The organism is Micromonospora sp. NPDC005305 (assembly GCF_040607315.1).
In the GTDB taxonomy this organism is placed as follows: domain Bacteria; phylum Actinomycetota; class Actinomycetes; order Mycobacteriales; family Micromonosporaceae; genus Micromonospora.
The window spans coordinates 45653-71896 of the sequence record NZ_JBEXGL010000004.1 but is presented as its reverse complement, the minus strand read 5'-3'; the positions used below and the strand labels follow the sequence as shown (position 1 = coordinate 71896).

Annotated in this window: 28 protein-coding genes; 20 read left to right on the top strand and 8 right to left on the bottom strand. The window is 74.3% G+C overall.

Going from position 1 to position 26244, the window contains the following annotated elements:
* Window positions 1-8: 8 nt before the first annotated feature.
* Window positions 9-1571, bottom strand: a complete 1563-nt coding sequence (locus tag ABZS80_RS08515) for an ATP-binding protein (RefSeq protein WP_355055123.1) — start codon at window positions 1569-1571, stop codon at window positions 9-11.
* Between the two features lie 141 nt (window positions 1572-1712).
* On the opposite strand from ABZS80_RS08515, the gene ABZS80_RS08510 reads away from it, so the two are divergent.
* The 6 genes from ABZS80_RS08510 (at window position 1713) to rraA (ending at window position 6764) form a co-directional block, all read left to right on the top strand.
* Window positions 1713-2720 (top strand): tripartite tricarboxylate transporter substrate binding protein, encoded by a 1008-nt coding sequence (locus tag ABZS80_RS08510; protein ID WP_355055122.1) that lies wholly within the window; start codon window positions 1713-1715, stop codon window positions 2718-2720.
* Window positions 2717-3325 (top strand): tripartite tricarboxylate transporter TctB family protein, encoded by a 609-nt coding sequence (locus ABZS80_RS08505; RefSeq protein ID WP_355055121.1) that lies wholly within the window; start codon window positions 2717-2719, stop codon window positions 3323-3325. The genes ABZS80_RS08510 and ABZS80_RS08505 overlap by 4 nt, the downstream gene beginning before the upstream one ends.
* On the top strand, window positions 3326-4828 hold the full coding sequence (locus ABZS80_RS08500) for a tripartite tricarboxylate transporter permease (RefSeq protein WP_355055120.1): 1503 nt from the start codon (window positions 3326-3328) through the stop codon (window positions 4826-4828).
* Window positions 4825-5058, top strand: a complete 234-nt coding sequence (locus ABZS80_RS08495) for a universal stress protein (protein WP_355055119.1) — start codon at window positions 4825-4827, stop codon at window positions 5056-5058. Before ABZS80_RS08500 ends, ABZS80_RS08495 begins: the two co-directional genes overlap by 4 nt.
* 69 nt (window positions 5059-5127) lie before the next feature.
* Window positions 5128-6258, top strand: a complete 1131-nt coding sequence (locus tag ABZS80_RS08490; protein ID WP_355055118.1) for an MFS transporter — start codon at window positions 5128-5130, stop codon at window positions 6256-6258.
* Between the two features lie 20 nt (window positions 6259-6278).
* Window positions 6279-6764: a ribonuclease E activity regulator RraA gene (gene rraA / locus ABZS80_RS08485; RefSeq protein ID WP_151460875.1), complete on the top strand. Its 486-nt coding sequence runs from the start codon at window positions 6279-6281 to the stop codon at window positions 6762-6764.
* Here the strand turns inward: rraA and ABZS80_RS08480 are convergent.
* Window positions 6761-7570 (bottom strand): hypothetical protein, encoded by an 810-nt coding sequence (locus tag ABZS80_RS08480; RefSeq protein WP_151460874.1) that lies wholly within the window; start codon window positions 7568-7570, stop codon window positions 6761-6763. The genes rraA and ABZS80_RS08480 overlap by 4 nt on opposite strands.
* Window positions 7571-7644: 74 nt before the next feature.
* Here ABZS80_RS08480 and ABZS80_RS08475 point away from each other — a divergent pair, with 74 nt between their 5' ends.
* Window positions 7645-8589, top strand: coding sequence for a Ppx/GppA phosphatase family protein (locus ABZS80_RS08475; RefSeq protein ID WP_151460873.1), 945 nt, complete (start codon window positions 7645-7647; stop codon window positions 8587-8589).
* 76 nt (window positions 8590-8665) lie between these two features.
* Window positions 8666-9472, top strand: coding sequence for a sugar phosphate isomerase/epimerase (locus ABZS80_RS08470; protein ID WP_192579694.1), 807 nt, complete (start codon window positions 8666-8668; stop codon window positions 9470-9472).
* A 17-nt stretch (window positions 9473-9489) separates the two neighbouring features.
* Here ABZS80_RS08470 and ABZS80_RS08465 read toward each other — a convergent pair whose 3' ends face one another.
* From ABZS80_RS08465 to ABZS80_RS08455, 3 genes are read right to left on the bottom strand one after another with little or no spacing between them, the layout of a single operon-like run.
* On the bottom strand, window positions 9490-10065 hold the full coding sequence (locus ABZS80_RS08465; protein WP_151460872.1) for a CGNR zinc finger domain-containing protein: 576 nt from the start codon (window positions 10063-10065) through the stop codon (window positions 9490-9492).
* Between the two features lie 19 nt (window positions 10066-10084).
* Window positions 10085-11251, bottom strand: coding sequence for a glutathionylspermidine synthase family protein (locus ABZS80_RS08460; RefSeq protein ID WP_355055117.1), 1167 nt, complete (start codon window positions 11249-11251; stop codon window positions 10085-10087).
* Between the two features lies 1 nt (window position 11252).
* Window positions 11253-11528 (bottom strand): hypothetical protein, encoded by a 276-nt coding sequence (locus ABZS80_RS08455; protein WP_355055116.1) that lies wholly within the window; start codon window positions 11526-11528, stop codon window positions 11253-11255.
* A 118-nt stretch (window positions 11529-11646) separates the two neighbouring features.
* Between ABZS80_RS08455 and ABZS80_RS08450 the strand changes: the two genes are divergently transcribed.
* From ABZS80_RS08450 to ABZS80_RS08395, 12 genes are all read left to right on the top strand, one after another.
* A complete protein-coding gene (locus ABZS80_RS08450; RefSeq protein ID WP_355055115.1) occupies window positions 11647-12567 on the top strand; it encodes a proline dehydrogenase family protein in 921 nt (306 codons plus the stop codon).
* Between the two features lie 95 nt (window positions 12568-12662).
* A complete protein-coding gene (locus tag ABZS80_RS08445; protein ID WP_355055114.1) occupies window positions 12663-13457 on the top strand; it encodes an alpha/beta hydrolase in 795 nt (264 codons plus the stop codon).
* Window positions 13450-14019, top strand: a complete 570-nt coding sequence (locus ABZS80_RS08440) for a TetR-like C-terminal domain-containing protein (RefSeq protein WP_355055113.1) — start codon at window positions 13450-13452, stop codon at window positions 14017-14019. Before ABZS80_RS08445 ends, ABZS80_RS08440 begins: the two co-directional genes overlap by 8 nt.
* Window positions 14016-14351, top strand: a complete 336-nt coding sequence (locus ABZS80_RS08435; protein WP_355055112.1) for a YrdB family protein — start codon at window positions 14016-14018, stop codon at window positions 14349-14351. Before ABZS80_RS08440 ends, ABZS80_RS08435 begins: the two co-directional genes overlap by 4 nt.
* A gap of 356 nt (window positions 14352-14707) precedes the next feature.
* The gene (locus tag ABZS80_RS08430) at window positions 14708-16210 is read left to right on the top strand and encodes a hypothetical protein (RefSeq protein ID WP_355055111.1); all 1503 of its coding nucleotides are present in this window, start codon (window positions 14708-14710) and stop codon (window positions 16208-16210) included.
* A 29-nt stretch (window positions 16211-16239) separates the two neighbouring features.
* Window positions 16240-17634 carry an HlyD family efflux transporter periplasmic adaptor subunit gene (locus ABZS80_RS08425; protein ID WP_355055110.1) on the top strand — a complete coding sequence of 465 codons (1395 nt, stop codon included), beginning with the start codon at window positions 16240-16242 and terminating at the stop codon, window positions 17632-17634.
* Window positions 17631-18509, top strand: a complete 879-nt coding sequence (locus ABZS80_RS08420) for an ABC transporter ATP-binding protein (protein WP_355055109.1) — start codon at window positions 17631-17633, stop codon at window positions 18507-18509. The genes ABZS80_RS08425 and ABZS80_RS08420 overlap by 4 nt, the downstream gene beginning before the upstream one ends.
* On the top strand, window positions 18506-19690 hold the full coding sequence (locus tag ABZS80_RS08415) for an ABC transporter permease (RefSeq protein ID WP_355055108.1): 1185 nt from the start codon (window positions 18506-18508) through the stop codon (window positions 19688-19690). The genes ABZS80_RS08420 and ABZS80_RS08415 overlap by 4 nt, the downstream gene beginning before the upstream one ends.
* Before the next feature lie 199 nt (window positions 19691-19889).
* A complete protein-coding gene (locus tag ABZS80_RS08410; protein WP_046564428.1) occupies window positions 19890-20099 on the top strand; it encodes a helix-turn-helix domain-containing protein in 210 nt (69 codons plus the stop codon).
* 219 nt (window positions 20100-20318) lie between these two features.
* A complete protein-coding gene (locus ABZS80_RS08405; protein ID WP_007465623.1) occupies window positions 20319-20420 on the top strand; it encodes an AURKAIP1/COX24 domain-containing protein in 102 nt (33 codons plus the stop codon).
* A gap of 120 nt (window positions 20421-20540) precedes the next feature.
* Window positions 20541-21614: an NAD-dependent epimerase/dehydratase family protein gene (locus tag ABZS80_RS08400; protein WP_151460862.1), complete on the top strand. Its 1074-nt coding sequence runs from the start codon at window positions 20541-20543 to the stop codon at window positions 21612-21614.
* A 233-nt stretch (window positions 21615-21847) separates the two neighbouring features.
* On the top strand, window positions 21848-22804 hold the full coding sequence (locus tag ABZS80_RS08395) for a lysophospholipid acyltransferase family protein (protein WP_355055422.1): 957 nt from the start codon (window positions 21848-21850) through the stop codon (window positions 22802-22804).
* Between the two features lie 15 nt (window positions 22805-22819).
* On the opposite strand, the gene ABZS80_RS08390 is transcribed toward ABZS80_RS08395, so the two are convergent.
* The 3 genes from ABZS80_RS08390 to ABZS80_RS08380 all read right to left on the bottom strand — a co-directional run bounded on the left by ABZS80_RS08390 (window position 22820) and on the right by ABZS80_RS08380 (window position 25935).
* Entirely contained in the window at window positions 22820-23698 is an 879-nt protein-coding gene (locus tag ABZS80_RS08390) for an HAD-IB family hydrolase (RefSeq protein WP_355055107.1), read from the bottom strand.
* A gap of 111 nt (window positions 23699-23809) precedes the next feature.
* The gene (locus tag ABZS80_RS08385) at window positions 23810-24664 is read right to left on the bottom strand and encodes a DUF5667 domain-containing protein (RefSeq protein WP_355055106.1); all 855 of its coding nucleotides are present in this window, start codon (window positions 24662-24664) and stop codon (window positions 23810-23812) included.
* Between the two features lie 290 nt (window positions 24665-24954).
* Complete coding sequence (locus tag ABZS80_RS08380; RefSeq protein ID WP_151460859.1) at window positions 24955-25935, bottom strand: ECF subfamily RNA polymerase sigma factor, BldN family; 981 nt, start codon at window positions 25933-25935, stop codon at window positions 24955-24957.
* Window positions 25936-26244: the final 309 nt, after the last annotated feature.

The window sequence follows — 26244 nt, the reverse complement described above, 5'->3', positions numbered from 1 at the left end:
CACGCTGCTCAGCCCGACATCCGGGCGGTGAACATCGCGCCCTCGTCGGTGTTGGTCACCGCGACCTCGCCCCCGCGACGGTGGCAGACCAGCCGGGTGAGCGCCAGGCCGATGCCGCGCTCGCCGCCCTCGGCCGCCTTGGTGGTGAAACCGTGGGTGAAGACCTCCTGTGCCAGCTCCGGTGCCACCCCTGGCCCGGAGTCGCGGACCACGATCTCGACCGAGGCGGCGTCCTGGCGCAGCTCGACCTCGACCCAGGCGGGGCGGTCGGACAGGTCGCCACCCACCGCCTCGACGGCGTTGTCCAGCAGGTTGCCGAGCACGGTGGCCACGTCCGCGGCCAGCTCCGGCGGCAGCCGGTCCAGCCCGGTCCGTTCGGAGACCCGCAACTCCACCCGGCGCTCGGCGGCCAGCGCCGATTTGGCCATGAGCAGCGCCGCCACCGCCGTGTCGTGGATCCGGCTGGTCACCGTGAGGTCGAGCGAGGCACGGTGCCGGCTCAGCGCGTCGACGTACCGGACCACCTCGTCGTGCTCGCCGATCTGGATCAGCCCGGAGATGGTGTGCAACTGGTTGGCGAATTCGTGGGTCTGCGCCCGGAGCAGCTCCGTGGTGCTGCGGAACCCACCGATCTCCTGCTCCAGCCGGGCCAGCTCGGTCCGGTCCCGCAAGGTGGTGACGGAGCCGAGCCGGCGACCGTCCTTGCGGACCGTCATCCGGTTCATCACGAGCACCCGCCCGCCCCGGACCACCACCTGGTCCCGGGCCTCGGGCCCGCTGCCCGCCCCGGCCAGCACGTCCCGCAGCCGCCCGTTGATCCGTAGCTCGGCGAGGCTGCGGCCGAGGCAGTGTTCGGGCAGGTCGAGCAGGCGCCGACCGACCGCGTTGACGAGAGTGATCCGGTGCTGCGGGTCCAGCGCGATCACCCCTTCGGCGATGCCGTGCAGCAACGCCTCCCGGTGCTCGGCCAGGCCGGCGATCTCCCGGGGCTCCAGCCCGAGGGTCTGCCGCTTGATCCGGCGGGCCAGCAGCCACGACCCGACCACCCCCAGGCCGCAGGCGATGCCCAGGTAGGTGAGCAGGTAGGACGAGGCTCCCACCAGCCGTTCCGACCAGGTCGGCGACTTCTCGCCGATCACCACCACGCCCAGAAGGCGCCCCAGGTTCTCCTCGCGGGCGCCGAGCACCGGCACCTGGGCGACCAGTTCCCGGGATCCGTCGATCTCCAGCTCGCCGAACCAGCTCCGGCCCTCACCCACCAGGCGGTCGCCCAGCAGCGAGCCGACCAGGGTCGGGTTGGTGGAGCTGACCACCCGGCCCCGCGCGTCGGCCACGGTCACCGAGGTCACCCCTGACCGGGTCGCCATGTTCTGCACCAGCGGCGCGATCGTCTCGGCCGGCGCCGGCTGGTTGAGCCGGTCGCGCAGCAGTCTGTCGGCGGCGAGCTGCTCGCCGAGCGCCGCCACCCGATCCCCCTCCACCCGCTTGAAGGTGGCCTCGGACTGGGCCAGTGACACGGCGGCCACCGCCACCAGCACCACGACGATGATCGCGAGCTGGAGAATCAGCAACTGCCCGGCGAGCGTACGGCGCCGGGACGTGACCGCGACCACAAAGACCTCAACTTCCGCTGGTGACACAACGCAGACGGGAGACCCGCCCGAAGGCCATCATCTTGCCGCCGGACTCATTCGAAACGGAAGAGAAACATGATGGCAACTAGGAGAAACCTGCTGGTCATGGGCGTGGCCGCCGCGACGGCGCTCGCCCTGGGAGCCTGTGGTGCCACGGCCGACAAGGACGAGGCCGGCTCCGGAAGCGACGGCAAGCCGGTCAGCGGACTGCGGATCATGGTCCCGAACACCCCGGGTGGCGGATACGACACCACCGCCCGGACCGCCGCGAAGGTCATGGAGGACGCCAAGATCGCTACCGGCGTGCAGGTGTTCAACCTGCCCGGCGCGGGCGGCACGGTCGGCCTCCAGCGGACCGTGAACGAGAAGGGCAACGGCAAGCTGGCCATGCAGATGGGCCTGGGCGTGGTCGGTGCCTCGTACACCTCCAAGTCGTCGGCGACGCTGACCCAGACCACCCCGCTGGCCAAGCTGATCGAGGAGGCCGGCGCCATCGTGGTGCCGAAGAACTCCCCGTACAAGACCATCAACGACCTGGTCGCGGCGTGGAAGGCCAACCCGAAGGGCATCGCGGTCGGCGGCGGGTCCTCGCCCGGCGGCCCCGACCACCTGCTGCCCATGCAGCTCGCCAAGACCGTCGGTATCGACCCCCGCCAGGTCAACTTCGTCTCGTACGACGGCGGCGGCGAACTGCTGCCCGCCGTCCTCGGTGGCAAGGTGGCCTTCGCCGCCAGCGGGTTCGGCGAGTTCCTCGACCAGGTCGAGGCCGGCCAGATCCGGGTCCTCGCGGTCACCAGCGAGGCGCCGATCGAGGCGCTCAAGGACGTGCCGACCCTGAAGTCCGCCGGCATCGACCTCGTCTTCACGAACTGGCGGGGCATCGTCGCGCCGCCCGGCATCAGCGACGCCGACAAGAAGGTCTGGATCGACGTGCTGACCGAGATGCACGAGTCGGAGGAGTGGAAGGCCGAGCTCAAGAAGCGCGGCTGGACCGACGCGTTCGTCACCGGCGACGAGTTCGGCAGCTTCCTCACCGAGCAGGACAAGGCCGTGGCCGACGTGCTCAAGCAGCTCGGGTTGGCATGAGCGACCTGACGACGCGACCGGACCGGGACGGCGACCTGCCGTCCCGGCCCCCGGCCGTACCGGACATCCCGGCGCAGCCGGGCCCGGAGGCCGCCGCGGACGGAGCGGAGCCGGCACCGCGGCCCGACCGGGCGCAGTACGGCGTCTGTGCGTTTCTCGCCCTGGTCGGCGCGCTGGTCATCTTCGACGCCACGACCCGGATCGGGAGCGCGATCAACACGGCCGACCCGATCGGCCCCAAGCCGGTGCCGATCCTGCTCGGCGTGCTGCTGCTCGTCATCGCGGCGATCTACGCGGTGGACGTGGCCCGGGGCGGCGCCGGCGAGCCGGAGGCCGGCGAGGACGTCGATCTGAGCCTTCCCATCGACTGGCGCACCGTGCTGCTGCTGATCGGCGCGTTCCTGGTCAACGCCGTGCTCATCGACCGGCTCGGCTGGGTGATCAGCGGGACGATCCTCTTCTGGGGTTCGGCCTATGCCCTCGGCAACCGGCACTACGTGCGCAACCTGCTGATCGCCGTCGCGCTGTCGTTGATCACGTTCTACACCTTCGCCATCGGGCTCGGCGTCGACCTGCCCGCCGGCGTTTTGCAAGGGATCCTGTAGATGGACAACTTCGCCAATCTGCTCGACGGGTTCGCCAACGTGCTGACCCCGATGAACCTGCTGTTCGCGCTGATCGGGGTGACCATCGGCACCGCCGTCGGCGTGCTGCCCGGCATCGGCCCGGCCATGACCGTGGCGCTGCTCCTGCCGGTCACCTACGGGATGGAGCCGGCCCAGGCCTTCATCATGTTCGCCGGCATCTTCTACGGCGGCATGTACGGCGGCTCGACCACCTCGATCCTGCTGAACACCCCGGGCGAGTCCTCGTCGGTGGTGACCGCGATCGAGGGCAACAAGATGGCGAAGGCAGGTCGGGCCGCACAGGCGCTGGCCACCGCCGCGATCGGCTCGTTCGTCGCCGGCACCATCGCCACCGTGCTGCTGGTGGTGGTCACGCCGCCGGTGGTGCAGTTCGCGATCAGCCTCGGCGCACCCGACTACTTCGCGCTGATGCTGCTGGCGTTCGTGTCCGTCACCGCGGTGCTCGGCGCGTCCCGGGTACGCGGCTTCGCCTCGCTGCTGCTCGGCCTCGTGATCGGCGTGATCGGCATCGACCAGTCCGGCCAGCAGCGGCTCACCTTCGGGCTGCCGCAGCTCGCCGACGGCATCGACGTGGTTGTGGTGGCGGTCGGCATCTTCGCCGTGGGCGAGGCGCTCTGGATCGCCGCGCACCTGCGCCGCAAGTCCGGCGAGGTGATCCCGGTCGGCCAGCCGTGGATGGGCAGGCAGGACTGGAAGCGGTCCTGGAAGCCGTGGCTGCGCGGCACGGCGTTCGGGTTCCCGTTCGGCGCGGTGCCGGCGGGCGGGGCGGAGATCCCCACCTTCCTGTCGTACGTGACCGAGAAGAAGCTGACGAAGCACCCGGAGGAGTTCGGCCGGGGGGCGATCGAGGGCGTCGCCGGGCCGGAGGCCGCGAACAACGCCTCGGCCGCCGGCACGCTCGTGCCGATGCTGGCGATCGGCCTGCCGACCAACGCCACCGCCGCGGTGATGCTGGCCGCCTTCGAGGGGTACGGCATCCAGCCCGGCCCGCTGCTCTTCACGCGGGAGTCCAGCCTGGTCTGGACGCTGATCGCCAGCCTCTTCGTGGGCAACCTGCTGCTGCTGGTGCTCAACCTGCCGCTCGCCCCGGCCTGGGCGCGGCTGCTGCGGATCCCGCGCCCCTATCTCTACGCCGGGATCCTCTTCTTCGCCTCGATGGGCGCGTACGCGGTCAACGCGCAGCCGTTCGACCTGTACCTGCTGCTCGCCCTCGGCCTGCTCGGCTTCGGCATGCGCCGCTTCGGGCTGCCGATCCTGCCGCTGATCGTCGGCACCATCCTCGGCCCGCGGGCCGAGCTGCAGGGCCGGCGCGCGTTGCAGCTCTCCGGCGGTGAGCTGCACGGGCTGATCGGTGGCTGGGTGTCCTGGCTGATCTACGCCACGGTCGCCGTGGTGCTCCTCTGGCCGCTGATCGGCCGGTTCGTCGTCCGTCCGCTGCGCGGGAGGTCGGTGACGGCATGACGGTGCTGGTGGGGTACGTCCCCTCGCCGCTGGGCGAGGCGGCCCTGCGGGCCGCGATCGAGCAGGCCCGGTTCCGCGACGAGCCGGTTATCGCCGAGCGGGAGGACGTGTCGCTGGTCGTGATCGGCATCCGGCACCGCTCCCCGGTCGGCAAGTTGATCATGGGTTCGACCGCGCAGGAGATCCTGCTCCGGGTGCCCTGCCCGGTGCTCGCCGTGAAGGCCGACTGAGTGGCGCCCGGGGGCTCGGGGGTCCCTGGGCGCGCCCAGACCGGCCTTCTGCTCACGCACACCGTCGCGGTGCAGGCGGTCACCTTCATGCTCCGGCCGGCGTCCGCGTACCGGGCGTTGGAGCTGGACGTGCCGGGGGCGTGGCTGGGCCTGCTCGGGGCCAGCTTCGCCGTCGTACCCCTGGTGCTGGCCGTGCCCTCCGGGCACGCCGTGGACCGGCTCGGCGAGCGCCGCGTCGCGCTCGCCGGGTCGGCCCTGCTGGTCGCCGCCGGCCTCGGCTTCGTGCTGCTCGCCGGCTCGGTGGCCGGCCTGGTCCTGGCCAGCATGGCGCTCGGCACCGCGCACCTCTGCGCGGTGGTCGCCCAGCAGGCGCTGGTCGCCAACCGCACCCCGGCCGACCGGTACGACGCCGCGTTCGGCTACTACACCTTCGCGGCCTCGCTGGGGCAGGCGCTCGGCCCTGGCCTGATCGTGCTCTTCGGCGGGGACCGCACGATTCCCGACACCCGGGCCATCTTCCTCGGCGCCACGGTGGTGGCGCTGCCGCTGCTGGTCGTCGCGCTGTTCCTGCGCCCGTCCGGGCACCACCGGCAGGCCGCCGACGGTCCCGGCGCCGGTGGGCTGCGCGACCTGCTCCGCGAGCCCGGCCTGGCCCGTGCCCTCACGGTGAGCTGCGTCGTCCTGGCGGCGGTCGACATCACCCTGGTCTACCTGCCCGCGCTCGGCGCGGAACGCGGCATCGCCGCCGGTGCGATCGGCATCCTGCTCGGGGTCCGGGCGGTCGCCTCGATGGCGTCCCGGCTCCTGCTCGGCCGGCTGGTGGCGGCCCTCGGCCGGCGGGTCGTGCTGGTCGGCACCCTGGTGCTCTCCGCCGTCGGGCTGGCCCTGCTGCTGCCACCGCTGCCGTTCGCGGTCCTGGTGGTCGTGGTCGCGGTGGCCGGGCTCGGGCTGGGCGCGGGCCAGCCGCTGACCATGTCGTTCCTGGCCGAGGTGGCCCCGCCCGGGCTGCGCGGCCGGGCGATGTCGCTGCGGCTCACCGGCAACCGGCTCGGTCAGGTTCTCATCCCCAGCGCGGCCGGCGCGCTCGCCGCCGGCACCGGCGCGGCCGGCGTCCTCGGCTGCACCGCGGCCGGCCTGGCCGGCGCGGCCGTCGCCGCCACCCGCCTGCACCGGTCACCGCCCGCGGACCCGAACCCCTGAATGAGAGAGAAGGTACGACCATGGAGACCCCCACGACCGCCGACCTCTACGACCGGCACGGCGACGCCCTCGGCTCGTGCGACACCCAACTACGCCAGTTCGGCGGTGTCCGGGCCTTCGCCGGCCGGGCCGTCACGGTGCGCTGCTTCCAGGACAACGCCCTGGTCAAGTCGATCGTGGCCGAACCCGGGGAGGGACGGGTGCTGGTGGTGGACGGCGGCGGCTCGCTGCACACCGCCCTCATGGGTGACCTCATCGCCGGCACCGCCGCGGAGAACGGCTGGGCCGGCGTGGTGATCAACGGCGCGGTCCGCGACGTCGTCGCCCTCGGTGCCCTGCCGATCGGCATCAAGGCGCTCGGCACGAACCCGCGCAAGAGCGCCAAGACCGGTGCCGGCGAGCGGGACGTGCCGGTGTCGTTCGGCAACTGCGTCTTCCCGCCCGGAGCCGAGGTGCACAGTGACGACGACGGCGTCGTCGTGCTGCCGGTCGCCGGGCGGGACTAGCCCTCGGTGGCCGGGTGCGGGGCGACCTGGCCCTGGCGGAGTCGGGCCGCGCAGAGTTCGGCCAGCTTCGCGTACGCGGGGGCGCCGATCAGGGCGGTCAGCTCCGGACCGTAGGAGATGTACATCGGCTCGGCGCCGACGTGCGCGTCGGTGGAGGAGGTGCACCACCAGTCCAGGTCGTGACCGCCCGCGCCCCAGCCGCGCCGGTCGAACTCGGCGAGCGTGGAGATCAGCACCTTGGTGTTGTCCGGCCGCTTGTGCCAGTCCTGGTCGCGGCGGATCGGCAACTGCCAGCAGACGTCCGGCTTGTATTCCAGCGGGTGCACCCCGTCGCGCAGCGCCTGGGCGTGCAGGGCGCAGCCGCCCCCGCCGGGGAAGTCGGCGTCGTTGAGGAAGACGCAGGGCGCGTCGACGGCGCGGGTGGCCGTCCGCCGGGCCGGGTTCTTCCCGTCGATCGTGTCGTTCTCGGTCCAGTTCTTGAAGCCCCGGCGGAAGTGCTGCCAGGTCTCCGGGGTGAGCCGCTTGACCGCCGCCCGGACCCGCTTCTCGTCGTCGCCGTCGGTGAAGAACGCGCCGTGCGAGCAGCAGCCGTCCGCGGCCCGGCCCGCGACGATGCCGTGGCAGCCCCGGCCGAAGATGCACGTCCAGCGGGAGAGCAGCCACGTCAGGTCGGCCCGCACCAGGTGCTTGGCGTCGGCCGGGTCGACGAACTCGATCCACTCCCGGGGGAAGTCCAGCCCGACCTCCCGGCTGCGCGGGTCGTCGGGGTCGTCCACCAGCACGTGAAGTTCGATCTGCCCAGTCACCCGGACCAGCGTACGCGGGGTGACCCCACCCGGCTGGCGAGCCGGCGAAACGTGTTGGCCCTAGGGTCGTCACCATGCGACTGGGTGTCCTCGACGTCGGTTCCAACACGGTGCACCTGCTGGTGGTCGACGCCCATCACGGCGCCCACCCGTGGCCGGCGCACTCCGAGAAGGTGGTGCTCCGGCTGGCCGAGCAGATCGGCCCGGACGGCGCGCTGACCGATGTGGGCGCGGACGGGCTGGTCAAGGCCGTCAGCATGGCCCGGGCGGCCGCGGACGGGCTGGAGGCCGACGACCTGCTGGCCTTCGCGACCAGCGCGGTCCGTGACGCCACCAACGCCGGCGAGGTGCTGGCCCGGGTCCGGGACGAGTCCGGCGTACGCCTGGAGGTGCTCTCCGGCGCGGACGAGGCGCGGATGACCTTCCTGGCGGTGCGGCGCTGGTTCGGGTGGTCCGCCGGCCGGCTGCTCGTGATGGACATCGGGGGCGGCTCGCTGGAGCTGGCTGCCGGCATCGACGAGGGCCCGGACGTGGCGGTCTCGCTGCCGCTGGGTGCGGGGCGGCTGAGCCGCGAGCGGCTGAAGGTCGACGCGGCCGGCATCGTTCCCCCGCCGGCCGAGGCCGTCGAGGAGTTGCGGGAGTACGTCGACGCCCAGCTCGACCCGGTGGTCGAGCAGCTCACCGAGGTCGGCTGGGAGCGTCCGGTGGCCACCTCGAAGACGTTCCGGACGCTGGCCCGGCTGGCCGGCGCGGCGCCCTCCGGGGCGGGGCTCTGGGCGCGGCGCAGCCTGACCCGCACCGGGCTGCGGCAGGTGCTCGGGTTCATCCGGCACATCCCGCCGGCCCAGTTGCCCGAGCTGGAGGGGGTCAGCGCGCAGCGGGCCCACCAGCTCCTCGCCGGGGCGGTGGTGGCCGAGGCGGTGATGCGCCGGCTCGACGTGGACAGCCTGGACATCTGCCCCTGGGCGCTGCGCGAGGGGGTCATCCTGCGCCGGCTGGATCAGCTGGCGCCGATGTGATCCTGGCCTGCCGTTCTACGTATTTTGCGGATGCTCGTCCCGATGCGCGGTGGCGGGTGCGGCTACCCTGAGGGGCGTGACTTCCCGCGTTCCGGTGCTCCTGTCCACGTCCTCGGTCTTCCCTGAGCGGACCGCGGCGGCGTTCCAGCTGGCCTCGACGCTCGGTTACGACGGCATCGAGGTGATGGTCTGGACCGACCCGGTCAGCCAGGACCCGGGCGCGCTGCGCGGCCTCGCCGACCACTACGGCGTCCCGGTCCTCTCGGTGCACGCGCCCTGCCTGCTGGTCACCCAGCGGGTGTGGAGCCCCGACCCGTGGGAGCGGCTGCGCAGGGCCGCCGAGCTGGCCGAGACGCTGGAGGCGCCCACCGTCGTGGTGCACCCGCCGTTCACCTGGCAGCGTGACTACGCCCGCAACTTCGCCGACGGCCTCGACCGGATCGCCGGCCGCTTCGACGGGCTGCGTTTCGCCGTGGAGAACATGTACCCGGTGCGGATGGCCGGCCGGCAGTTCGTCCCGTACGTGCCGGGCTGGGACCCGACCGACACCGGCTACGCCGCGTACACGCTGGACCTGTCGCACTGCGCGGCCTCGCACACCGACGCCCTGGCCATGGCCGACCGGATGGGGTCCGCCCTGGCCCACGTGCACCTGGGTGACGGCACCGGCGAGGGGCGCGACGAGCACCTGGTGCCCGGGCGCGGCGGCCAGCCCTGCGCGGAGCTGCTCCGCTCGCTGGCCGGGCGGGGCTTCGCCGGCTCGGTGGCGGTCGAGGTGACCACCCGGGGCGCGAAGAGCCGCGCGGTCCGCGAGGCGGACCTGCGCGAGTCCCTCGAGTTCGCCCGGGCCCACCTGACCGCCCCCTCCCCGGTCGACGCCTGACGCCGGGGACGTGCCGGTCAGCTGACCGGGGTGAGCGGTTCGGGCTGGGTCGGGACGGTCACCTGGTCGCCCACGGCGGCGCGCTTGCGGGCCCGGTGCGCGGCCACGTGCGAGCGGGTGGCGCAGCGCTCCGAGCAGAACCGCCGGCAGCAGTTCGACGAGGTGTCCAGGTAGACGTTGCCGCAGCGCTCGTCGGCGCAGACCCCGAACCGGGCGCTGCCGTACTCGCAGAGCCAGACCGACAGGCCCCAGACCGCGCCGGCCAGGTATTCGGAGCTGACCGAGGCGCCCCGGCTGGTCACGTGCATGTGCCAGTCGGAGGAGTCGTGGCCGGAGATGCGCGGCTGGACGGGGAACGCCTCCAGCAGCGTGTTCAGCTCCGTCACCGCCTCGGCGTCCCGGCCCGAGGTGCCGTACTCGAAGACGTCGCGCAGGCGCTTCTGCGCCCGCCGGAAGATCGCCAGGTCCCGGTCGGCGACCTCGTCGCGCATCCACGCGTTGTCGTCCGGGAAGATGGCCCGCAGGTCGTCGAGGTCGTCCAGGCGGGCGTTGACGAGATCAACACCGGTCCGGGCGTACGCGTCGAAGTTCACGACCCCAACGGTAGACGACTCACGGGGTACGCGGCGCGTCGATGTAGTGGGGCAGGAACCGCGCGTAACCGTCCGTGATGAGGCTCTCGCTCTCCCGGAGGCCCGCGCCGGCCGATTCGCCGTCCACGATCCAGCTGCCCAGCACCATCCGGCTGCCCCCGAATTCGGGCAGCGCCCGGAACTCCTGGTAGCAGAAGCCCTCGTCGCCGTAGATCCCCGGATTGGTGATCTCGGTGCCGCCGGTGACGATGCGCACCGAGCCGCCCTCCCGGCCGAACAGCGGCTTGGCCACGTACCCGGTCATCCCGCGCGGCGAGTCGAGGTAGGCGGGGAGCAGGTAGTCGTGGCCCGGGTAGAGCTCCCAGAGCACCGCCAGCAGCGCCTTGTTCGACAGCAGCAGCTTCCAGGCGGGCTCGATCCAGGTGGTGGGGGTGCCCGGCTCCAGCGCCGGCGGCCCGTACGGCTCGGCCAGCATCCACTCCCAGGGGTAGAGCTTGAAGCAGGTGGTGACGGGCCGGTCGGCGGCGTCGACGAAGCGCCGGCCGTCCCAGCCGACCCGCTGGATCGGCAGGAGCGTGACGTCGAGCCCCGCCTGGCGGGCGGTCTCGGCCAGGTAGCCGGCGGTGATCTGGTCCTCGCCGGACTCCTCCTCCGCGGACCAGACCACGTGCACCCGCGGGTCGTGCAGGCCGGCGCCGATCTTCGCCCAGGCGCCGACCAGCCGCTCGTGCAGGCTGTTCCACTGGTCGGCGTCCGGCCGGGTGTGCTCCAGCCAGTACCACTGCACAATGCTCGCCTCGACCAGCGCGGTCGGGGTGTCGGCGTTGTACTCCAGCAGCTTCGGCGGCCAGCTGCCGTCGTACCAGAGGTCGAAGCGGCCGTAGAGGGTCGGCGGCCCCTCCCGCAGCGACCGGGCGACCGCCTCGGCGGCCCACTCCGGGATGCCGAACTCGGCGTACCGGTTGCGGGCCACCACGTGCTCGGCCGCGGCCACCGACATCCGGTGCAGCTCCTCGGTGGCCTCCTCCAGCCGGAGCACCTCGTCCAGCTCGAAGGCGTACGCGGCGGTCTCGTCCCAGTACGACATGACGCCGCCGTCGGGCAGCTCGGTGTCGACGTACACCAGGCCCTGGGCCCGGACCGTGGCGTCCCAGTCCGGGCGCGGCGTGCTGGCCTCGCGCCGCACGTCAGCCCCCGCAGGAGGCGAGGTGGGTGCCGAAGCCGCCGCGCTCGGGCAGGGGCGCGGCGACCGGCGCCGGGGTGTCCCGGGCGGCGGTGGCCGGCGCGGGGACCCGCAGGGCCAGGGCGACCGTGTCGCCGCCCCCGCCCGCCGGACCGAGGGCGCAGTCGTCATCGTCGTCGTCGTATCCGTTGTTGCAGCCGGACAGGGCGAGGGCCAGGGCGGTCAGGGCGCCGAGCTGCACGGTGGCCGACCGGAGCCGGCGTCGGGGGCGTCGTTCCACGTGATGGTTGTAGCGGATCCCCGCCAGCGGGGCCGCCCCGCGGTGCCCGCCGGAACGCTGCGTGACGTTGCCCGCCGCCCCCCGGCGCGGGCCCACCGCCGGGCGTTACGCTCGGCTCATGCTCCGTTCCGTCATCCTCGCCGCCTCCCGGTCATCCCAGGTCGAGCGGCTCGTCGCGACGGCCCCGTTCACCCGGGACGTCGTCCGCCGGTTCGTCGCCGGCGCCGGCACCGACGACGCGCTGCGCGCGACCCGCGTACTCGTCGCCGATGGCCAAGCGGTCACCCTCGACTTCCTCGGTGAGGACACCGTCACCCCGGAGCAGGCGAACGCCACCCGGGACGAATACCTCAGGCTGCTGCGACTGCTGGGCGCCGCCGGGCTCACCCCGGCCGCCGAGGTGAGCGTGAAGCTCTCCGCGCTCGGGCAGATGTTCGACGAGCAGCTCGCGTACGACAACGCGCGGGCGATCTGCGCGGCGGCCGACGCGGCCGGCAGCACGGTCACCCTGGACATGGAGGACCACACCACCACCGATTCGACCCTGGACATCCTGGCGAAGCTCCGCAAGGACTACCCGTCGACGGGCGCGGTGCTCCAGGCGTACCTGCGGCGGACCGAGTCGGACTGCCGCGAGCTGTCGGGCGCCGGTTCCCGGGTGCGGCTCTGCAAGGGCGCGTACAAGGAGCCCGAGTCGGTGGCTTACCAGTCCGCCCGTGAGGTCGACAAGTCGTACGTGCGCTGCCTGAACGTGCTGATGTCCGGGGACGGCTACCCGATGCTGGCCACCCACGACCCGCGCCTGATCGCCATCGGCGAGGACCGGGCCCGCTGGTTCGACCGCGGCCCGGAGCGGTTCGAGTTCCAGATGCTCTTCGGCATCCGCCCGGAGGAGCAGAAGCGCCTCGTGGGTGACGGCTACACCGTGCGCACCTACGTCCCCTACGGTGACCAGTGGTACGGCTACCTCATGCGCCGCCTGGCCGAGCGCCCGGCGAACATGATGTTCTTCGGCCGCGCCCTGATGTCGAAGAAGTGAGCTGAACGGAACGGGCCGGTGGGACGTCGTCCTGCCGGCCCGTTCCGCGTTCCGGGGCCTTGACGCCGAAAGCTAATGGCATTAGCTTTATGGCTATGACGGTTAGCCAGGTGGCGCGGGACGGCGGAACCATCGCGTACGAGGTGCACGGGGAGGGGCCGCTCGTGGTCCTCTCGCACGGCATGGGGGAGAACCGGGCGTCCTTCCGGCACCTGGTGCCCCGGCTGGTGTCGGCCGGCTACCGGACCGCCTCGGTCGACGTGCGCGGGCACGGTGACTCCAGCCCGCGCTGGCCCAGCTACGCCCCCGCGGAGGTGGGCGGCGACCTGCTCGCCGTGGTCCGGGCGCTCGGCGGCGGCCCGGCCACCCTCGTCGGCAGCTCGTCCAGCGCCGCCGCCGTGGTCTTCGCCGCCGCCGACGCCCCCGCGCTGGTCACCGGCATCGTGCAGGTCAGCCCGTTCGTCGCCCCGCCCAAGCCGAACCCGCTGCTGCGGGCCACCCAGGCGGTCGTGCTGCGCAGCCCACGGCTGTTCGGGATGTTCCACCGCACCCTGTTCCCGTGTGGGCGCCCGGCCGACGACGCCGCGTACCGGACGGAGCTGGTCGCCAAGCTGCGCGGCCGGATGGCCGCCGTGCGCGGCGTGGTGGCGCCGGTCGACCCGCACTGGACCGCGCGGGCCCGGGAGGTGCGGCAGCCGGTGCTGGTGCTCATGGGCACGAAGGACCCGGACTTCCCGGACCCCGGGGCCGAGGCGCGGGCCGCCCGCCGGCACTTCGCCACCGCCGAGGCGCGCATGATCGCCGACTCCGGTCACTACCCGCACGCCGACCAGCCCGACGCCACCGCCGCCGACCTGCTGGAGTTCCTGGCGGTGACCACCCGTGCCTAGGGCCGGCCTGACCCCGCAGACCGTGGTCCGCGAGGCGGCCGTGCTCGCCGACGAGGTCGGCCACGACCGGCTCACCCTGGCCGCGCTCGCCGCCCGGCTCGGTGTGGCGCTGCCCAGCCTCTACAAGCACGTCCGGGGCGTCGACGCGCTGCACCAGAAGCTGGCCGTGCTGGCCACCGCGGAGGTCGCCGCCGAGCTGACCAGCGCCGCCGCGGGCCGGGCCGGCGGCGACGCGCTGCGCGCCGCCGCCAGCGCCCTCCGGGAGTACGCCCGCCGGCACCCCGGCCGCTACCCGGCCACCCAGCGGGCGCCGGACCCCGACGACCCCGAGCATCTCGCCGCCGCGGAACGGGCCGTGGGCGCCATCTACGCGATCCTGCGCGGGTACGACGTCAGCGGCGACGCGGCGGTCGACGCCACCCGGATGTTCCGGGCCGCCGTGCACGGCTTCATCACCCTCGAGGCGGCCGGCGGGTTCGGGCTGCCCCGCGACATCGACCGGTCCTTCGACGAGATGGTGGCCGCGCTGGACACCGCGTACCGCAACTGGAGGTCCCGGTGAAGGCCGCCCTGCTCACGCTCATCTTCCTGCTGGAGCTGGCCCTGCTCGCGGCGGCCGGCTGGTGGGGGTTCACCCTCGACGCCGGCTGGCCGGTGCGGCTGCTCGCCGGGCTCGGCGCGCCGCTGGTGATCGCCGTGGTCTGGGGGCTGTTCTGCTCGCCCCGGGCCGGCGTGACGCTGCCCGCGCCGGCCAAGCTGGGCGTGCAGGCCGCCTGCTTCGTCACCGGCGGGGTGCTGCTCGCCCTGGCCGGCCGGCCGGTGCCCGGCGCGATCCTGGTGGCCCTCTGGGCCCTCGACAAGACCCTGCTCACCGTCTCCGGCGAAAAGGTCTGACCCGAGCCGACCCGGCGGCCGGGCGGCGCCTCTGGTCGCCCGCCTGTCGAGCTGACGTCGCAAACGACTCACGCCCAACCCGCCGAACGTCCACGTGCACCCAGGCGCGCGTCCGCCGCCTCACCCATCCTGGATCTTGGACGATCATGGCCCCCATAGGGGCCGCTTCCTACCAAGATCTCGCCGGGGGCGGTGACCAGTCGCGCGCGGCGGCGGGGAGGTCGCTGCCGGCCGCCGGGTCGCCTCGCGGTTGAGTCGTCCGTGACATCAGCTCGACAGGCGCCGCGACAGCGAGTTGGCTCCGGGGACGCGCGGGGAGTCTTCCCGGAACGCCCGATTGGTCGTACCCTTCGCCGGTGACCGACGGTGACCAGCAGCCCGCCGGCGCGGCGTCGAGCGGCGACGAGCCGCCGGCCACCGCGCCACGGGACGGCGACGGTCCACCCGGCCACCCGGCCCCCGCCGTCGACAACGCCCCGGTCGGAACGGCCGGGCCGAACGGCACCCGGCCAGCCGACGGCGACGACCGAGCCGACCGCGACGACCGAGCCGAGGGCGACGACCGAACCGGGGGCAGTCAACGAGCCGAGGGCCCGCAGCTTCCGGCCACCCGGCGGCGGCGGTGGCGGCTCTGGGCCGCCGTCGGGCTCGTACTCGTGCTGGTGGCGTGCGGTGTTCCCGGCGTACTCCTGCTCGGGCTGGTGCCCGGCGCGGCCGGACGGCCGGCGGCGGAGCGGGACGACCGGGGCGCGCCGGCCGAGCGGCGTCTCCGCGAGCGGATGGCGGCCCAGCTCGACCGGCAGGCCGCCGCGCTGCTCGACGGTGACCGCGCCGGTTTCCTCGCCGTCGCCGAGCCCGCCGCCCGACCGGCGCTCACCCGGCGGTACGCCGCGCTGCGCGCGCTCCGGGTCACCGCGTGGCGGCCGGCGGCCGACGGGGTGCCGGCGGCGGTCGAGCGGCGGCCGGGGGAGTGGCGGCTGGCGGTGACCGTCGGCTACTGCTTCGTGGTGCCGGGCTGCACGCCGAGCAGCGTCCAGCTGGGCACCCGGTGGCGGGTGACGGGCGACGCGGAACCCCGGCTGACCGCGGTCGAGGAGTCCCGGGCGGCCCCGGCCGGCGCGCGGCCCTGGGAGGTCAGCGACCTGGCCGTGGCGGCCGGGAAGCGGGCCGTGGTCGCCACCACCCCGGCGCTGCGGGCCAAGCTGCCCGGCCTGCTGGCCCAGGCCGAGGCGGCCGCGAAGGTCGCCGACCTGTACGCGGTGGCCGGCGCGCCGCCCGACCGCTATCTCGTCTACTACGCGGGTCGGGCCGAGTGGCAGCGCTGGTACGGCGGCGGGCGGCCGAAGTGGACCGCCGGCTACGCGGTCGGCGTCGGCGGCGGGCACCACGACGTCGTGCTGAACGCGCAGAGCCTCACCCCGACGGGCGTCGACGACCTGCTCCGGCACGAGCTGACCCATGCTGCGTCGCTGCCGGACCGGGGCTACGCGGACCGGTCGAGCTGGTGGCTCGTGGAGGGCCTGGCCGAGTACGCGGGCGCGGACGGCCAGCCGGTGGACCGCTACGAGGGCCTGGCGGAGGTGCGCAAGCTCGTCCGCGGCGGGTGGAACGGCCGGCTCGACGCGCTCGCCCCGGCCGACAACGCGGCCGACGACCGGGTGGGCGGCGCCTACGGCACCGGCTACCTGGCGGTGCGCCACCTGGTCGACCGGTACGGGGAGCAGCGGGTGCTGGCCTTCTTCCGGGCCGTGGTGCACGACCGGCGGTCGGTGGCCGAGGCCGCCGACGAGGTGTTCGGCGACCCCTGGCCGGGGCTGCACGACGACTGCGTCGCCTACGTCCGCGCGGCCGTCGGCTGAGACGTCGACGCTGGTCGACGGGTCGTAGCATGGGCCGGGTGGCCCGCACCCCCTCGCCGCGGCTGCCCGCGGCCCGCCGCCCGCGCCTCCTCGTCGCCCTGCTCGCCGTCGTCGCACTGACCGGCACCACCGCCGCCTCGTGCGGCGACGACCCGCCCGCGGTCACCGTGGCCGAGGTGGGCCGCTCCCCGGTGGCCGAGGTGATCGACGCGCCGGCCACGGTGACCGCCCGGGCCGCCGCCACCCTCACCGCCCCGGCCGACGGCACCCTGGCCAGCCTGCGCGTCCAGCCCGGACAGCGGGTCGCCCGCGGGCAGGTGCTCGCCGTGCTCGACTCGCCGTCCGCGCGGGCCCGGTTGACGCAGGCCCGCGTGGCGCTGCGCGCCGCGAAGCGGGCCGGACAGGGAGTCGGCGCCGGCGACCTCGGTGGGAGCCGGCGGAACACCGACCGGGCCGCCGATGAGGCGTTCGCCGCCGCCCGCAAGGCGGCCGGGAAGGTCGGGGATCCCCAGTTGCGGTCCGCGCTGCTGCTCCAGGTCGAGTCGGCGCAGCAGCAGTACGCGTCGGCCGCCCGCGCCGCCGACCGGGCGGTCAACGCCGTGCAGCGCGGCGTCGCCGGGCTGAACAGCGCCGTCGGCGCGCTGTCGACCGCGCAGCGCCTCCAGGCCCAGCAGGCGTACGACCTGGCGAAGGCGACGGTCGACGCGCTGACCCTGCGCGCCCCGGTCGCCGGGGTGGTCCAGCCGGGCGGGACCCGGGCGGCCACCCCCACCGACCTCAGCGGGCTGCTCGGCGCGGCCGGAGGCGGAGTGCCAGGTCTCGACCCGTCGGCCCTCGGCGCGGCCGGGCAGGGCGGCCCGCCCGCCGGGGTGGACGACGCGGTGCCGGCCGGTGGCCGGGTGACCGCCGGCACGCCGGTGCTGACCGTGGTGGACACCGGGCAGCTGGGCCTGCTCGCCGAGGTGGACGAGACCGACGTGCTGCTGGTCCGGGCCGGGCTGGCCGCCTCGGTCGAGCTGGACGCGGTGACCGGCGCGACGTACGACGCCACGGTCCGCTCGGTGGACGTGCTGCCGACCAGTTCGGCCCGGGGCGGGGTCACCTACCGGGTGCGCCTCGGCCTCGGCGCCGGACGGCTCGGCGAGGGGGAGGCCGCCCCGGCGCCCCGCCCCGGCATGAACGCCGTGGTCCACCTCCGCGTCCGCGAGGCGGCCGACGCGGTGGCCGTGCCCGCCTCGGCGGTCTTCTCCGCCGACGGGCGGGACTCGATCTGGCTGCTGCGGGACGGGAAGGCCGACCGGGTGCCGGTGACCGTGGGCGTGCAGGGGCAGGACCTGGTGCAGATCGTCAGCGGGGTGCGCGCCGGCGACCGGATCGTGGTGCGCGGCGCCGACCAGGTCCACGACGGCCAGGAACTCCGGTGACCGTCGCCGCGATCGAGGCGGTCGACGTGTCCCGCACGTACGAGCTGGACGGGGTGTCGGTGGCCGCGCTGCGCGGGGTGTCGCTCACCATCGGGCAGGGCGAGTACGTGGCCGTGATCGGGCCGTCCGGCTCGGGCAAGTCGACGCTCATGCACCTGCTCGGCGGGCTGGACCGGCCGACCGGCGGCCGGCTGGTGATCGGTGGGCGGGACGTGGCCACGCTGACCGCGCCGGAGCTGGCGACACTGCGCAACGAGACCATCGGCTTCGTGTTCCAGGCGTTCCACCTGCTGCCCCGGACGTCCGCCGTGGACAACGTGGCGCTGCCCCTGGTCTACCGGGGCGTCGGGGCGCGGCAGCGGCGGGAACGCGCGGCCGCGATGCTCGGCCGGGTCGGGCTGGGGCACCGGCTGGGCCACCGCCCCAACCAGCTCTCCGGCGGCGAGCAGCAGCGGGTGGCCATCGCCCGCGCCCTGGTCACCGACCCGGCGGTGCTGCTCGCCGACGAGCCCACCGGCAACCTGGACAGCGCCACCGGCGAGGCGGTGCTGGAGCTGCTGGAGCGGCTCAACGCCGAGTCCGGTGTGGCCCTCGTGATGGTGACCCACGACCCGGAGGTGGCGGCCCGGGCCCGCCGGCGGGTCGCCGTCCGGGACGGGCTGATCCGCTCCGACACCGTTCATGATCGACCGCTGTCGGGCGGCGACGGTCGACCTGAGACACTGGACGCCGCTCCCAGCGCGGAGCCCCGGTCCGCGTCCGGAAGCGGCCCGGGGCACCCGTCCGGTGGCTCCGGTGGCGCCACCGGAGCCACCGGACGCCTTCCGCGTGCTGGTGGGACCGGTGGCCGGAGCGGGCCCGGGGGTGCCGGGTGAGGGTGGCCGAGGCCTGGCGGGTGGCGCTGGACGCGCTGCGGGCCAACCGCATGCGCAGCGCGCTCACCATGCTCGGCGTGATCATCGGGGTCGCCTCGGTGGTGCTCCTGGTGGCCATCGGCACGGGCACCAAGCAGAAGGTCGAACAGCAGGTGGAGGGGCTCGGCTCGAACTTGCTCCTCGTGGTGCCCGGCAAGCTCGACGTCGGCACCGCGCCGGTGGTCTCGCCGCTGGACCTCAAGGACGTGGACGCCGTCTCCCGGGTGGTCGGCGACCCCGGGCGCGTGGCCGTCACCATCGCCTCCGGCGCGACCGCCCGGGCCGGCACCCGGTCCGACTTCACCACCGTCCAGGGTGTGTTGGAGACCACGCCGGCGGTCTTCACCCGCTCGCTGGCCCGCGGCCGCTACCTGACCGGCGCGGACGTGGACACCAGCCGCCGGGTGGCGGTGCTCGGCGCGTCCGTGGCCCGCGCGCTCTTCCCCGACCGGGACCCGCTCGGCCAGCAGGTCACCCTGGCCGGGGTCCGGTTCCGGGTGATCGGCGTCTTCACCCCGCTGGGCCAGAGTCTCGGCGTGGACCGGGACGACGAGGTGCACATCCCGGTGACCGCCGCGCAGCGGCTCTGGGGCACCCAGCGGATCGACGGCATCGCCGTCAAGGCGCCCGACCGGGAGCGGATCGACCAGCTCGGCGATCGGATCGTCGCCGAGCTGTCCCGCCGGCACCCGGACACCGAGTTCAGCGCGGTCACCCAGCAGCAGATCCTCGGCGTGCTCGGCGACATCCTCGGCGTGCTCACCGGGGTGCTGGCCGCCATCGCCGGCATCTCGCTGCTGGTCGGCGGCGTCGGCGTCTCCAACATCATGCTGGTCTCGGTGCGCGAGCGGACCCGCGAGATCGGCCTGCGCAAGGCGGTCGGCGCGCGGCCCCGGGACATCGGCGTGCAGTTCCTGCTGGAGGCCGTGCTGCTCACGTCGATCGGCGGGCTGACCGGAATGGCGCTCGGGGTCGGCACCGCGCTGCTGGTGGACGCGGTCTCACCGATCCCGGCGGCCATCACCTGGTGGTCGCTGGCGCTCGCCTTCGGGGTGTCGGCGGCCGTCGGCATCGTCTTCGGGGTGGTGCCCGCCCAGCGCGCCGGCCGGCTCGATCCGGTCGTGGCCCTGCGCGCGGAGTGAACGGGACGCTCCACCCGTCCGGGCGAAAAACACCAGCTCAACCGGCGGAGAAAGGCGACCCGTCCATGATCAAAGGAAGGAAGGGATCGCGCCGGTCACAGCCGTCCCGCTACCGTACTGGTAACACGCGCGTCGCTCGTCGTGGCGGGAGCAACCTGTCCGGCGGCACGCGCCGGGCATGGGAATGGGTCGGTGAGCCATGGCCGGGTCGCAGTCCGACGCTCGACTGTCGGATGTCAGGTTCCTGACCGTCGCCGAGGTGGCGACGGTCATGCGGGTGTCGAAGATGACGGTCTACCGTCTCGTGCACAGCGGTGAGCTGACCGCCGTGCGGGTCGGCCGGTCGTTCCGGGTGCCCGAGCACGCCGTGCACGAATACCTCCGGGGCGCCTTCCAGGAGACCGCCTGACACGTCGCCGGCCAGGCCGGCGAGTGCGACGTAACGGGCATCGACGGGGCCGCGTTGGTCCTGCTGACGCACTCCGGCTACCCTGGACCCCGACCGTGACCGCATCCTGGTGTGCCCTGCCCACCACGCTGGTCCGGTCCGTTGTCCGCAAGCGGTCACCGACACCACCCCCTTGGTGTCTGCCGGTCCGCCCCGCACGTTGCATCGAAAGGCTGTCGTATGGGCTCGGTGGTCAAGAAGCGCCGCAAGCGCATGGCTAAGAAGAAGCACCGCAAGCTGCTGCGCAAGACCCGCGTCCAGCGTCGCCGTCTCGGCAAGTGACCCGGGCCGGGCTTCGGCCCGGCACCCGGCACCACTTGCCATCTGTCGACCCCCGGAGGCTCAGGTGATCAGGCCGCGGACATCCCGGCTCGATCCCGCCTGCCGGGCAAGGCGCACGGCATGACCCCCGGTGGCACCCCAGGTGCTCCGGGGGTCGTTGTCGTGACCGGGGTCGGCCGCTACCTCGGCGCGCACGTCGCCGCCCGGCTCGCCGCCGACCCGCGCATCGACCGCGTCATCGGGGTCGACCCGGCCAGCCCCAATCCCGAGCTGGCCGACCTGCTGTCCGGCGTCGAGCGGGTCCGCCTCGACCTCGACTCGCTCGGCGGCCTCCTGGTCGACCTCGACGTCGACGCCGTGGTGCACCTGGCGCTGGTCACCGCCCCAGACCCCCAGCAGGGCGGCCGGGCGGCCATGAAGGAACAGAACGTCATCGGCACCATGCAGCTCCTCGCCGCCTGCCAGCGGGCGCCGCGGCTGCGCAAGCTCGTGGTCCGCTCGTCGACCGCCGCGTACGGGGTGTCGTTCCGGGACCCGGCCGTCTTCACCGAGGAGACCGAGCCGCGTGAGGTGCCGCGCGGCGGTTTCGGCCGCGACATCCTCGACATCGAGGGGTACGTCCGCGGGTTCCGCCGCCGCCGGCCCGACGTCACCGCGACCGTGCTGCGCTTCGCGCCGTTCATCGGCTCGACGGCCGACACGACGCTCACCCGATACTTCGCCCAGCCGGTGGTGCCCACCGTCTTCGGCCGGGACCCGCGGCTGCAGTTCGTCCACTTCGACGACGCCCTGGAGGTGCTGCACCGGTCGGTCGCCGAGGACCACGCCGGCACCTACAACGTCGCCGGGCCGGGGGTGCTCTCGCTGTCCCAGGCCATCCGCCGGGCCGGACGGGTCGCCATGCCGGTGCTGGAGCCGGGTCTCGCCGGGGTGGCCGCGATCGCCCGCAGCATGGGCTTCGGCCGCTACGGGCTGGACCAGGTCGACCTCTTCGTGCACGGTCGGGTGGTGGACACCACGAGACTGGAGCGCGAGTACGGCTTCACACCCCGCTCGACCGCGGCCGCCTTCGACGACTTCATCCGCGCCCACCACGGCGGGGTGGTGGTGACCCGCGACCAGCTCGCCACGGCCGAGCAGTTGGTGCTGGAGGGCATCCGGCAGGTCCGGGCGGCCGTGCGGGAGCGCCCGTGAGCGCGGGCGAGGAGCGGGGCGACGCGCGCTACGACGTACCGCTGACCGTGCCCGGGCCGGACGCGGAGCCGGCGCGGCGCAACGGGCACCGGCGGGCCGCGCCGGCCGCCGCCGAGCCGACGATGAAGGCCGCGCGGGCGGCCTCCGACGAGCCGGACACCTCCACGGACGAGCCCGCGCCGGCCCCCAGGACGGGCGACGCCGTCCCGAACAAGCCCGTCGCGAAGAAGGCCATGGCCAAGAAGGCCGTCGCCAGGAAGGCCGTCGCCGGGAAGCCGGCGGACGGGCCGGCGGAACACGGGGCGGGGGACCTGACCCCGCCCGGACCGGCGGTGGCGGACCGGCCGGGGGACCACTGGGACCGGAAGGTCGCCAAGGGGCTCGCCTTCCTGCGACGGCGGCTGGCCGGCGACTACGAGGTGGACGAGTTCGGCTTCGACCCCGACCTGACCGACGCCGTGTTCCACCCGCTGGTCCGGCTGCTCTACCGCGACTGGTTCCGCACCGAGGTGAGCGGCGTCGAGCACGTGCCCACCGAGGGGGCCGGCCTGGTGGTCGGCAACCACTCCGGCACGGTGGCGCTGGACGCGCTGGTGCTCGCCACCGCGCTGCACGACCGGCACCCGGCGCGCCGCTACCTGCGGCTGCTCGGCGCCGACCTGGTCTTCCGGATGCCGGTGGTCTCCGAGATCGCCCGCAAGACCGGTGGCACGGTGGCCTGCAACCCGGACGCGGAGCGGCTGCTCGGCAACGGCGAGCTGGTCGGCGTCTTCCCGGAGGGCTTCAAGGGCGTCGGCAAGCTCTACGCCGACCGCTACAAGCTCCAGCGCTTCGGGCGGGGCGGTTTCGTCTCGGCGGCGCTGCGCACCGGCACGCCGATCGTGCCGGTGGCGATCGTCGGCGGCGAGGAGATCTATCCGATGCTCGCCGACCTCAAGCCGCTGGCCCGGCTGCTGAAGCTGCCCTACTTCCCGGTGACGCCGACCTTCCCCTGGCTGGGGCCGCTGGGCATGGTGCCGCTGCCGAGCAAGTGGCTGATCGAGTTCTGCCCGCCGATCCCCACCGCGCACCTGCGCGACTCGGCCGACGACCCACTGGTCGTGTTCAACCTCGCCGACCAGGTGCGGGAGACCATCCAGCAGACCCTGCACCGGCTGCTCGAACGCCGGCCGGACCCGTTCGGTCCCTGAGCCGCGGGCAGCGCGTCAGTCGACGCGCTGGCGGCGGCGGTGCAGGGCCAGCCCGGCGGTGACCGCGCCGGCGAGCACCCCCGCGGCGGCCGTGGACGGCACCGCGATCTTCACGGCCCGCCGCCCGGTGCGGAAGTCCCGGACGTCCCAGCCCCGCTCGCGGGCCCGCCGGAGCAGCGCCGGATCCGGGTTGACCGCCACCGGGCGCCCCACGGTGGAGAGCATCGGCAGGTCGTTGGCGGAGTCGCTGTAGGCCGCGCAGCGGCCCAGCTCCAGCCCCTCCACCGCGGCCAGCTGGGTGATCGCCTCGGCCTTGGCCGGCCCGTGCATCAGCTCACCGACCAGCCGGCCGGTGTAGGCGCCGTCGACCACCTCGGCCACCGTGCCGATCGCCCCGGTCAGGCCGAGCCGGGTGGCGATGACCCGGCCGATCTCCACCGGGGCGGCGCTGACCAGCCAGACCCGCTCGCCCGCGTCGAGGTGGCGCTGGGCCAGCTTGCGGGTGCCGGCCCAGATGCGCGGGGCCATCAGCTCGTCGAAGATCTCCTCGGCGAGGCGTTCGACGTCGTCCACCCGCCAGCCCTGGATGAAGGCGAGCGCCGCCTCCTTGGCCTGTGACATGTCCCCGGCGTGCTCGGTGGCGAACAGCCGGAACTTGGCCTGCTGCCAGGCGAACCGGGCCAGGTCCCCGGTGGTGAAGTACTTGCGAGCGGCCAGGCCGCGGGCGAACCAGTAGATCGACGCACCCTGCATCATCGTGTTGTCCACGTCGAAGAACGCGGCGGCCGTCGGGTCGGGCGTGGCGGTGGTCGGGGGCGCCTCGGGTGTCTCCGCCCAGCCGGCGGTGTGGCCGTGGACGTCGGTGCTGACCGTCACCTTCCGGCTCCGGGTCACGACGACCTCCCCTCGACGACCGCGTACGCCACTTCCGAGCCTATCCGGCGGGATGTGACGGACGGGTGTCCGGCGGGAGAAGTGTGGCGTGGACGGCTGTCCGGGCCGCGGTCAGCGGTCGCCGGGGCAGGCGGCCGGGGCGGGCCCGAGCGCGTCGCTGGCCGCCGGGGCCGGCAGCCCGCAGGCGATCGCCTCGCGGAGCGCGTCGGCGCGCTGGCCGGCCGCGTCGAGCAGGGCGAGCGAGCGGCGGGTGCGGTCCCGGTCGGCGTGGTCGGACCGGTCGAGCAGCCCGCTGACCACCCGGCGCTGGCCGCCGAGGAACGTGTCGACGGCGTCCAGCGCGGCCGGGTCGGAGCGCTGCGCGGCCACCGTGGTCAGCAGGCGTACGCCCTGGCGGGTGTCGGCGTCCATGTCGTCGAGCACGGCGCTGAAGCCCAGCCGGTCGTCGCGGACCGTGGCGGCCTCGTCGAGCCGGGTGCGGGCGAAGTCGAGGAAGAGCTGCCCCCGGCTGATGTCGGAGCTGGCCAGGGCGAGCTGGGCGCGCTCGGTCGAGCGCTTCATGCCGTAGAGGGCGTCGCCGGGCAGGGCGTTCTCGCTGGCGGCGGAGATGCCGGAGAGGGCGATCGCGCCGGCGGCCACGCCGACCAGGATCGCGCCCCGGGCCCGGGCCCGTCGCCCGGTCATGGCCGGCAGCAGCGAGCCGCGGACGCCGGTGGCGGTCTTCGCCGCGGCGCCGACGCCCTCGCGCTCGACGGTGGCGACGAGCATCGCCCGCAGCCCGGTGCGGAATTCGGCATCCACCTCGACGTCGGGCCGGTCGGCGGTGAGTCGCCGGCTCACCGCGACGAGCGCGGTGAGTTCGTCGTCGGCCCGGGAACGGACGTGGTGCCGCCGGCCGCCGTTGGCCTCGTCGAGGAGCTGCGCGAAGCGCTCGGCACGCCGACGGGAGAAGAGGTCGCTGTCCACCGCAGGCACCCCCTCTCGCTGGTCACGGCCGCGTTGGCCGTCGTCGTCACCAGCGACCGGTGGCAGCGTGAGGCCGAGGGTCGACCGGGACGGCCGACCTGACCCGCCGGACCGGGTGGCCCGGGGGACGCCGGGACAACCACTGGTCGCACCCGGAGAAACGGTTCGCGACGGTCGCCGGTTACGGCCCGGTCGGTGGCGAAATCACCAAGAGTGATCGCGGTCACGAGCTGCGGAGGGTACGTTCGCCCGCGCCCGGGTGGGTCGCCGGGCGGGTGAGGCGGGTCGGGTCAGGGCTGGAAGCCGTCGGGCAGCAGCCGGGCCAGGGCTCGGACCGCCCGGTACTGGAGGGCCTTGATGGCGCCCTCGTTCTTGCCCATGGCGCGGGCCGTCTCGGCCACGGAGAAGCCCTGGAGGAAGCGGAGCACGATGCACTCCTGCTGCTCCGGGTTGAGCTGCTTCACGGCGGTGAGCAGGGCGACGTTGGTGATGTGCTCGACCACCGCGGCCTCCGGGCTGCCCTCGGGCCCCCGGTCCTCCCGGTCGGCGTCGAGCACGTCGCCGGTGGTCACCTCCAGCCGGTAGCGGCCGGACTTGAAGTGGTCGGCGACGAGGTTGCGGGCGATGGTGACCAGCCAGGCGCCCAGATCGCGGCCCTGCCAGGTGAAGCTGCCGATGCGCTTGAGCGCCCGGAGGAACGTGTCCGAGGTCAGGTCCTCGGCGAGCTGGCGGTTGCCGACCCGGAAGTAGACGAACCGGAACACCGTGTCGACGTAGCGGTCGTAGATCAGGCCGAACGCCTCGGCCTCGCCGGCCTGCGCCCGCTCGACCAGCGCCCAGACCTCGGTGGCCGGGTCGGACGGGTCGGGGCGGCTCGGGAAGCCGGTGGCCGGGACGACGGCGGCCGGAACGGCCGGCAGCACGGCCGTGTCGCCGGCGGCCACCGCGGGCAGCACGGCGGTCTCGGCGGCCGAGGGCTCGCTGTTCGCCGCGGCCTCGCCCCGCCGGCCCTGGGCCGGCATGGTCGGCCGGGACGGGGCGCCGAGCCGGCCCGCGGCGGGTTTCGCGTTGCCGCCGGGCACCGCCGGGCGCGCCGGCGCCTCGTTGTGGTGTGTGCGGTTGCGGACGCGCCGCCCCTCACCGCGGACCGCGAGGCCGCGTGTTCCGTCGGCGGCGGCCCGTGGAGCGGGCTCCAGGCGCTCGTTCATGGGTGTTCGCTGGGCGGGGCCGGTCACCCCGGCCGGCCGGTCCGCGTAACCGAAGGTGGTCACCGCGCCTCCCCGATCCAGGCGGGGCAGGGCCGCACCGGGCGCCGCGGCGTCGCGGCGGGACCGGGTACGCCCCGGCCGGGCGCGGCGGTTCCGGGACGGGCCGACGGGCGGCACGTCCGCTTGAGGTGCTGGTCCAATGCGCTCACAGGCACGGGGGCCTCCTCGGGCTGAGGGGTGTCGACTCACGGCAAATGGGGTGAGCCGACCCGAGTGATGATAGGGCCAACGTCACCCGCGCGTGGCAAGTCCGTTACACAGAGCGGAAGTATTTCCGGTCCCGTCGCACAATTGGCGGACGCCTTGTCCGTC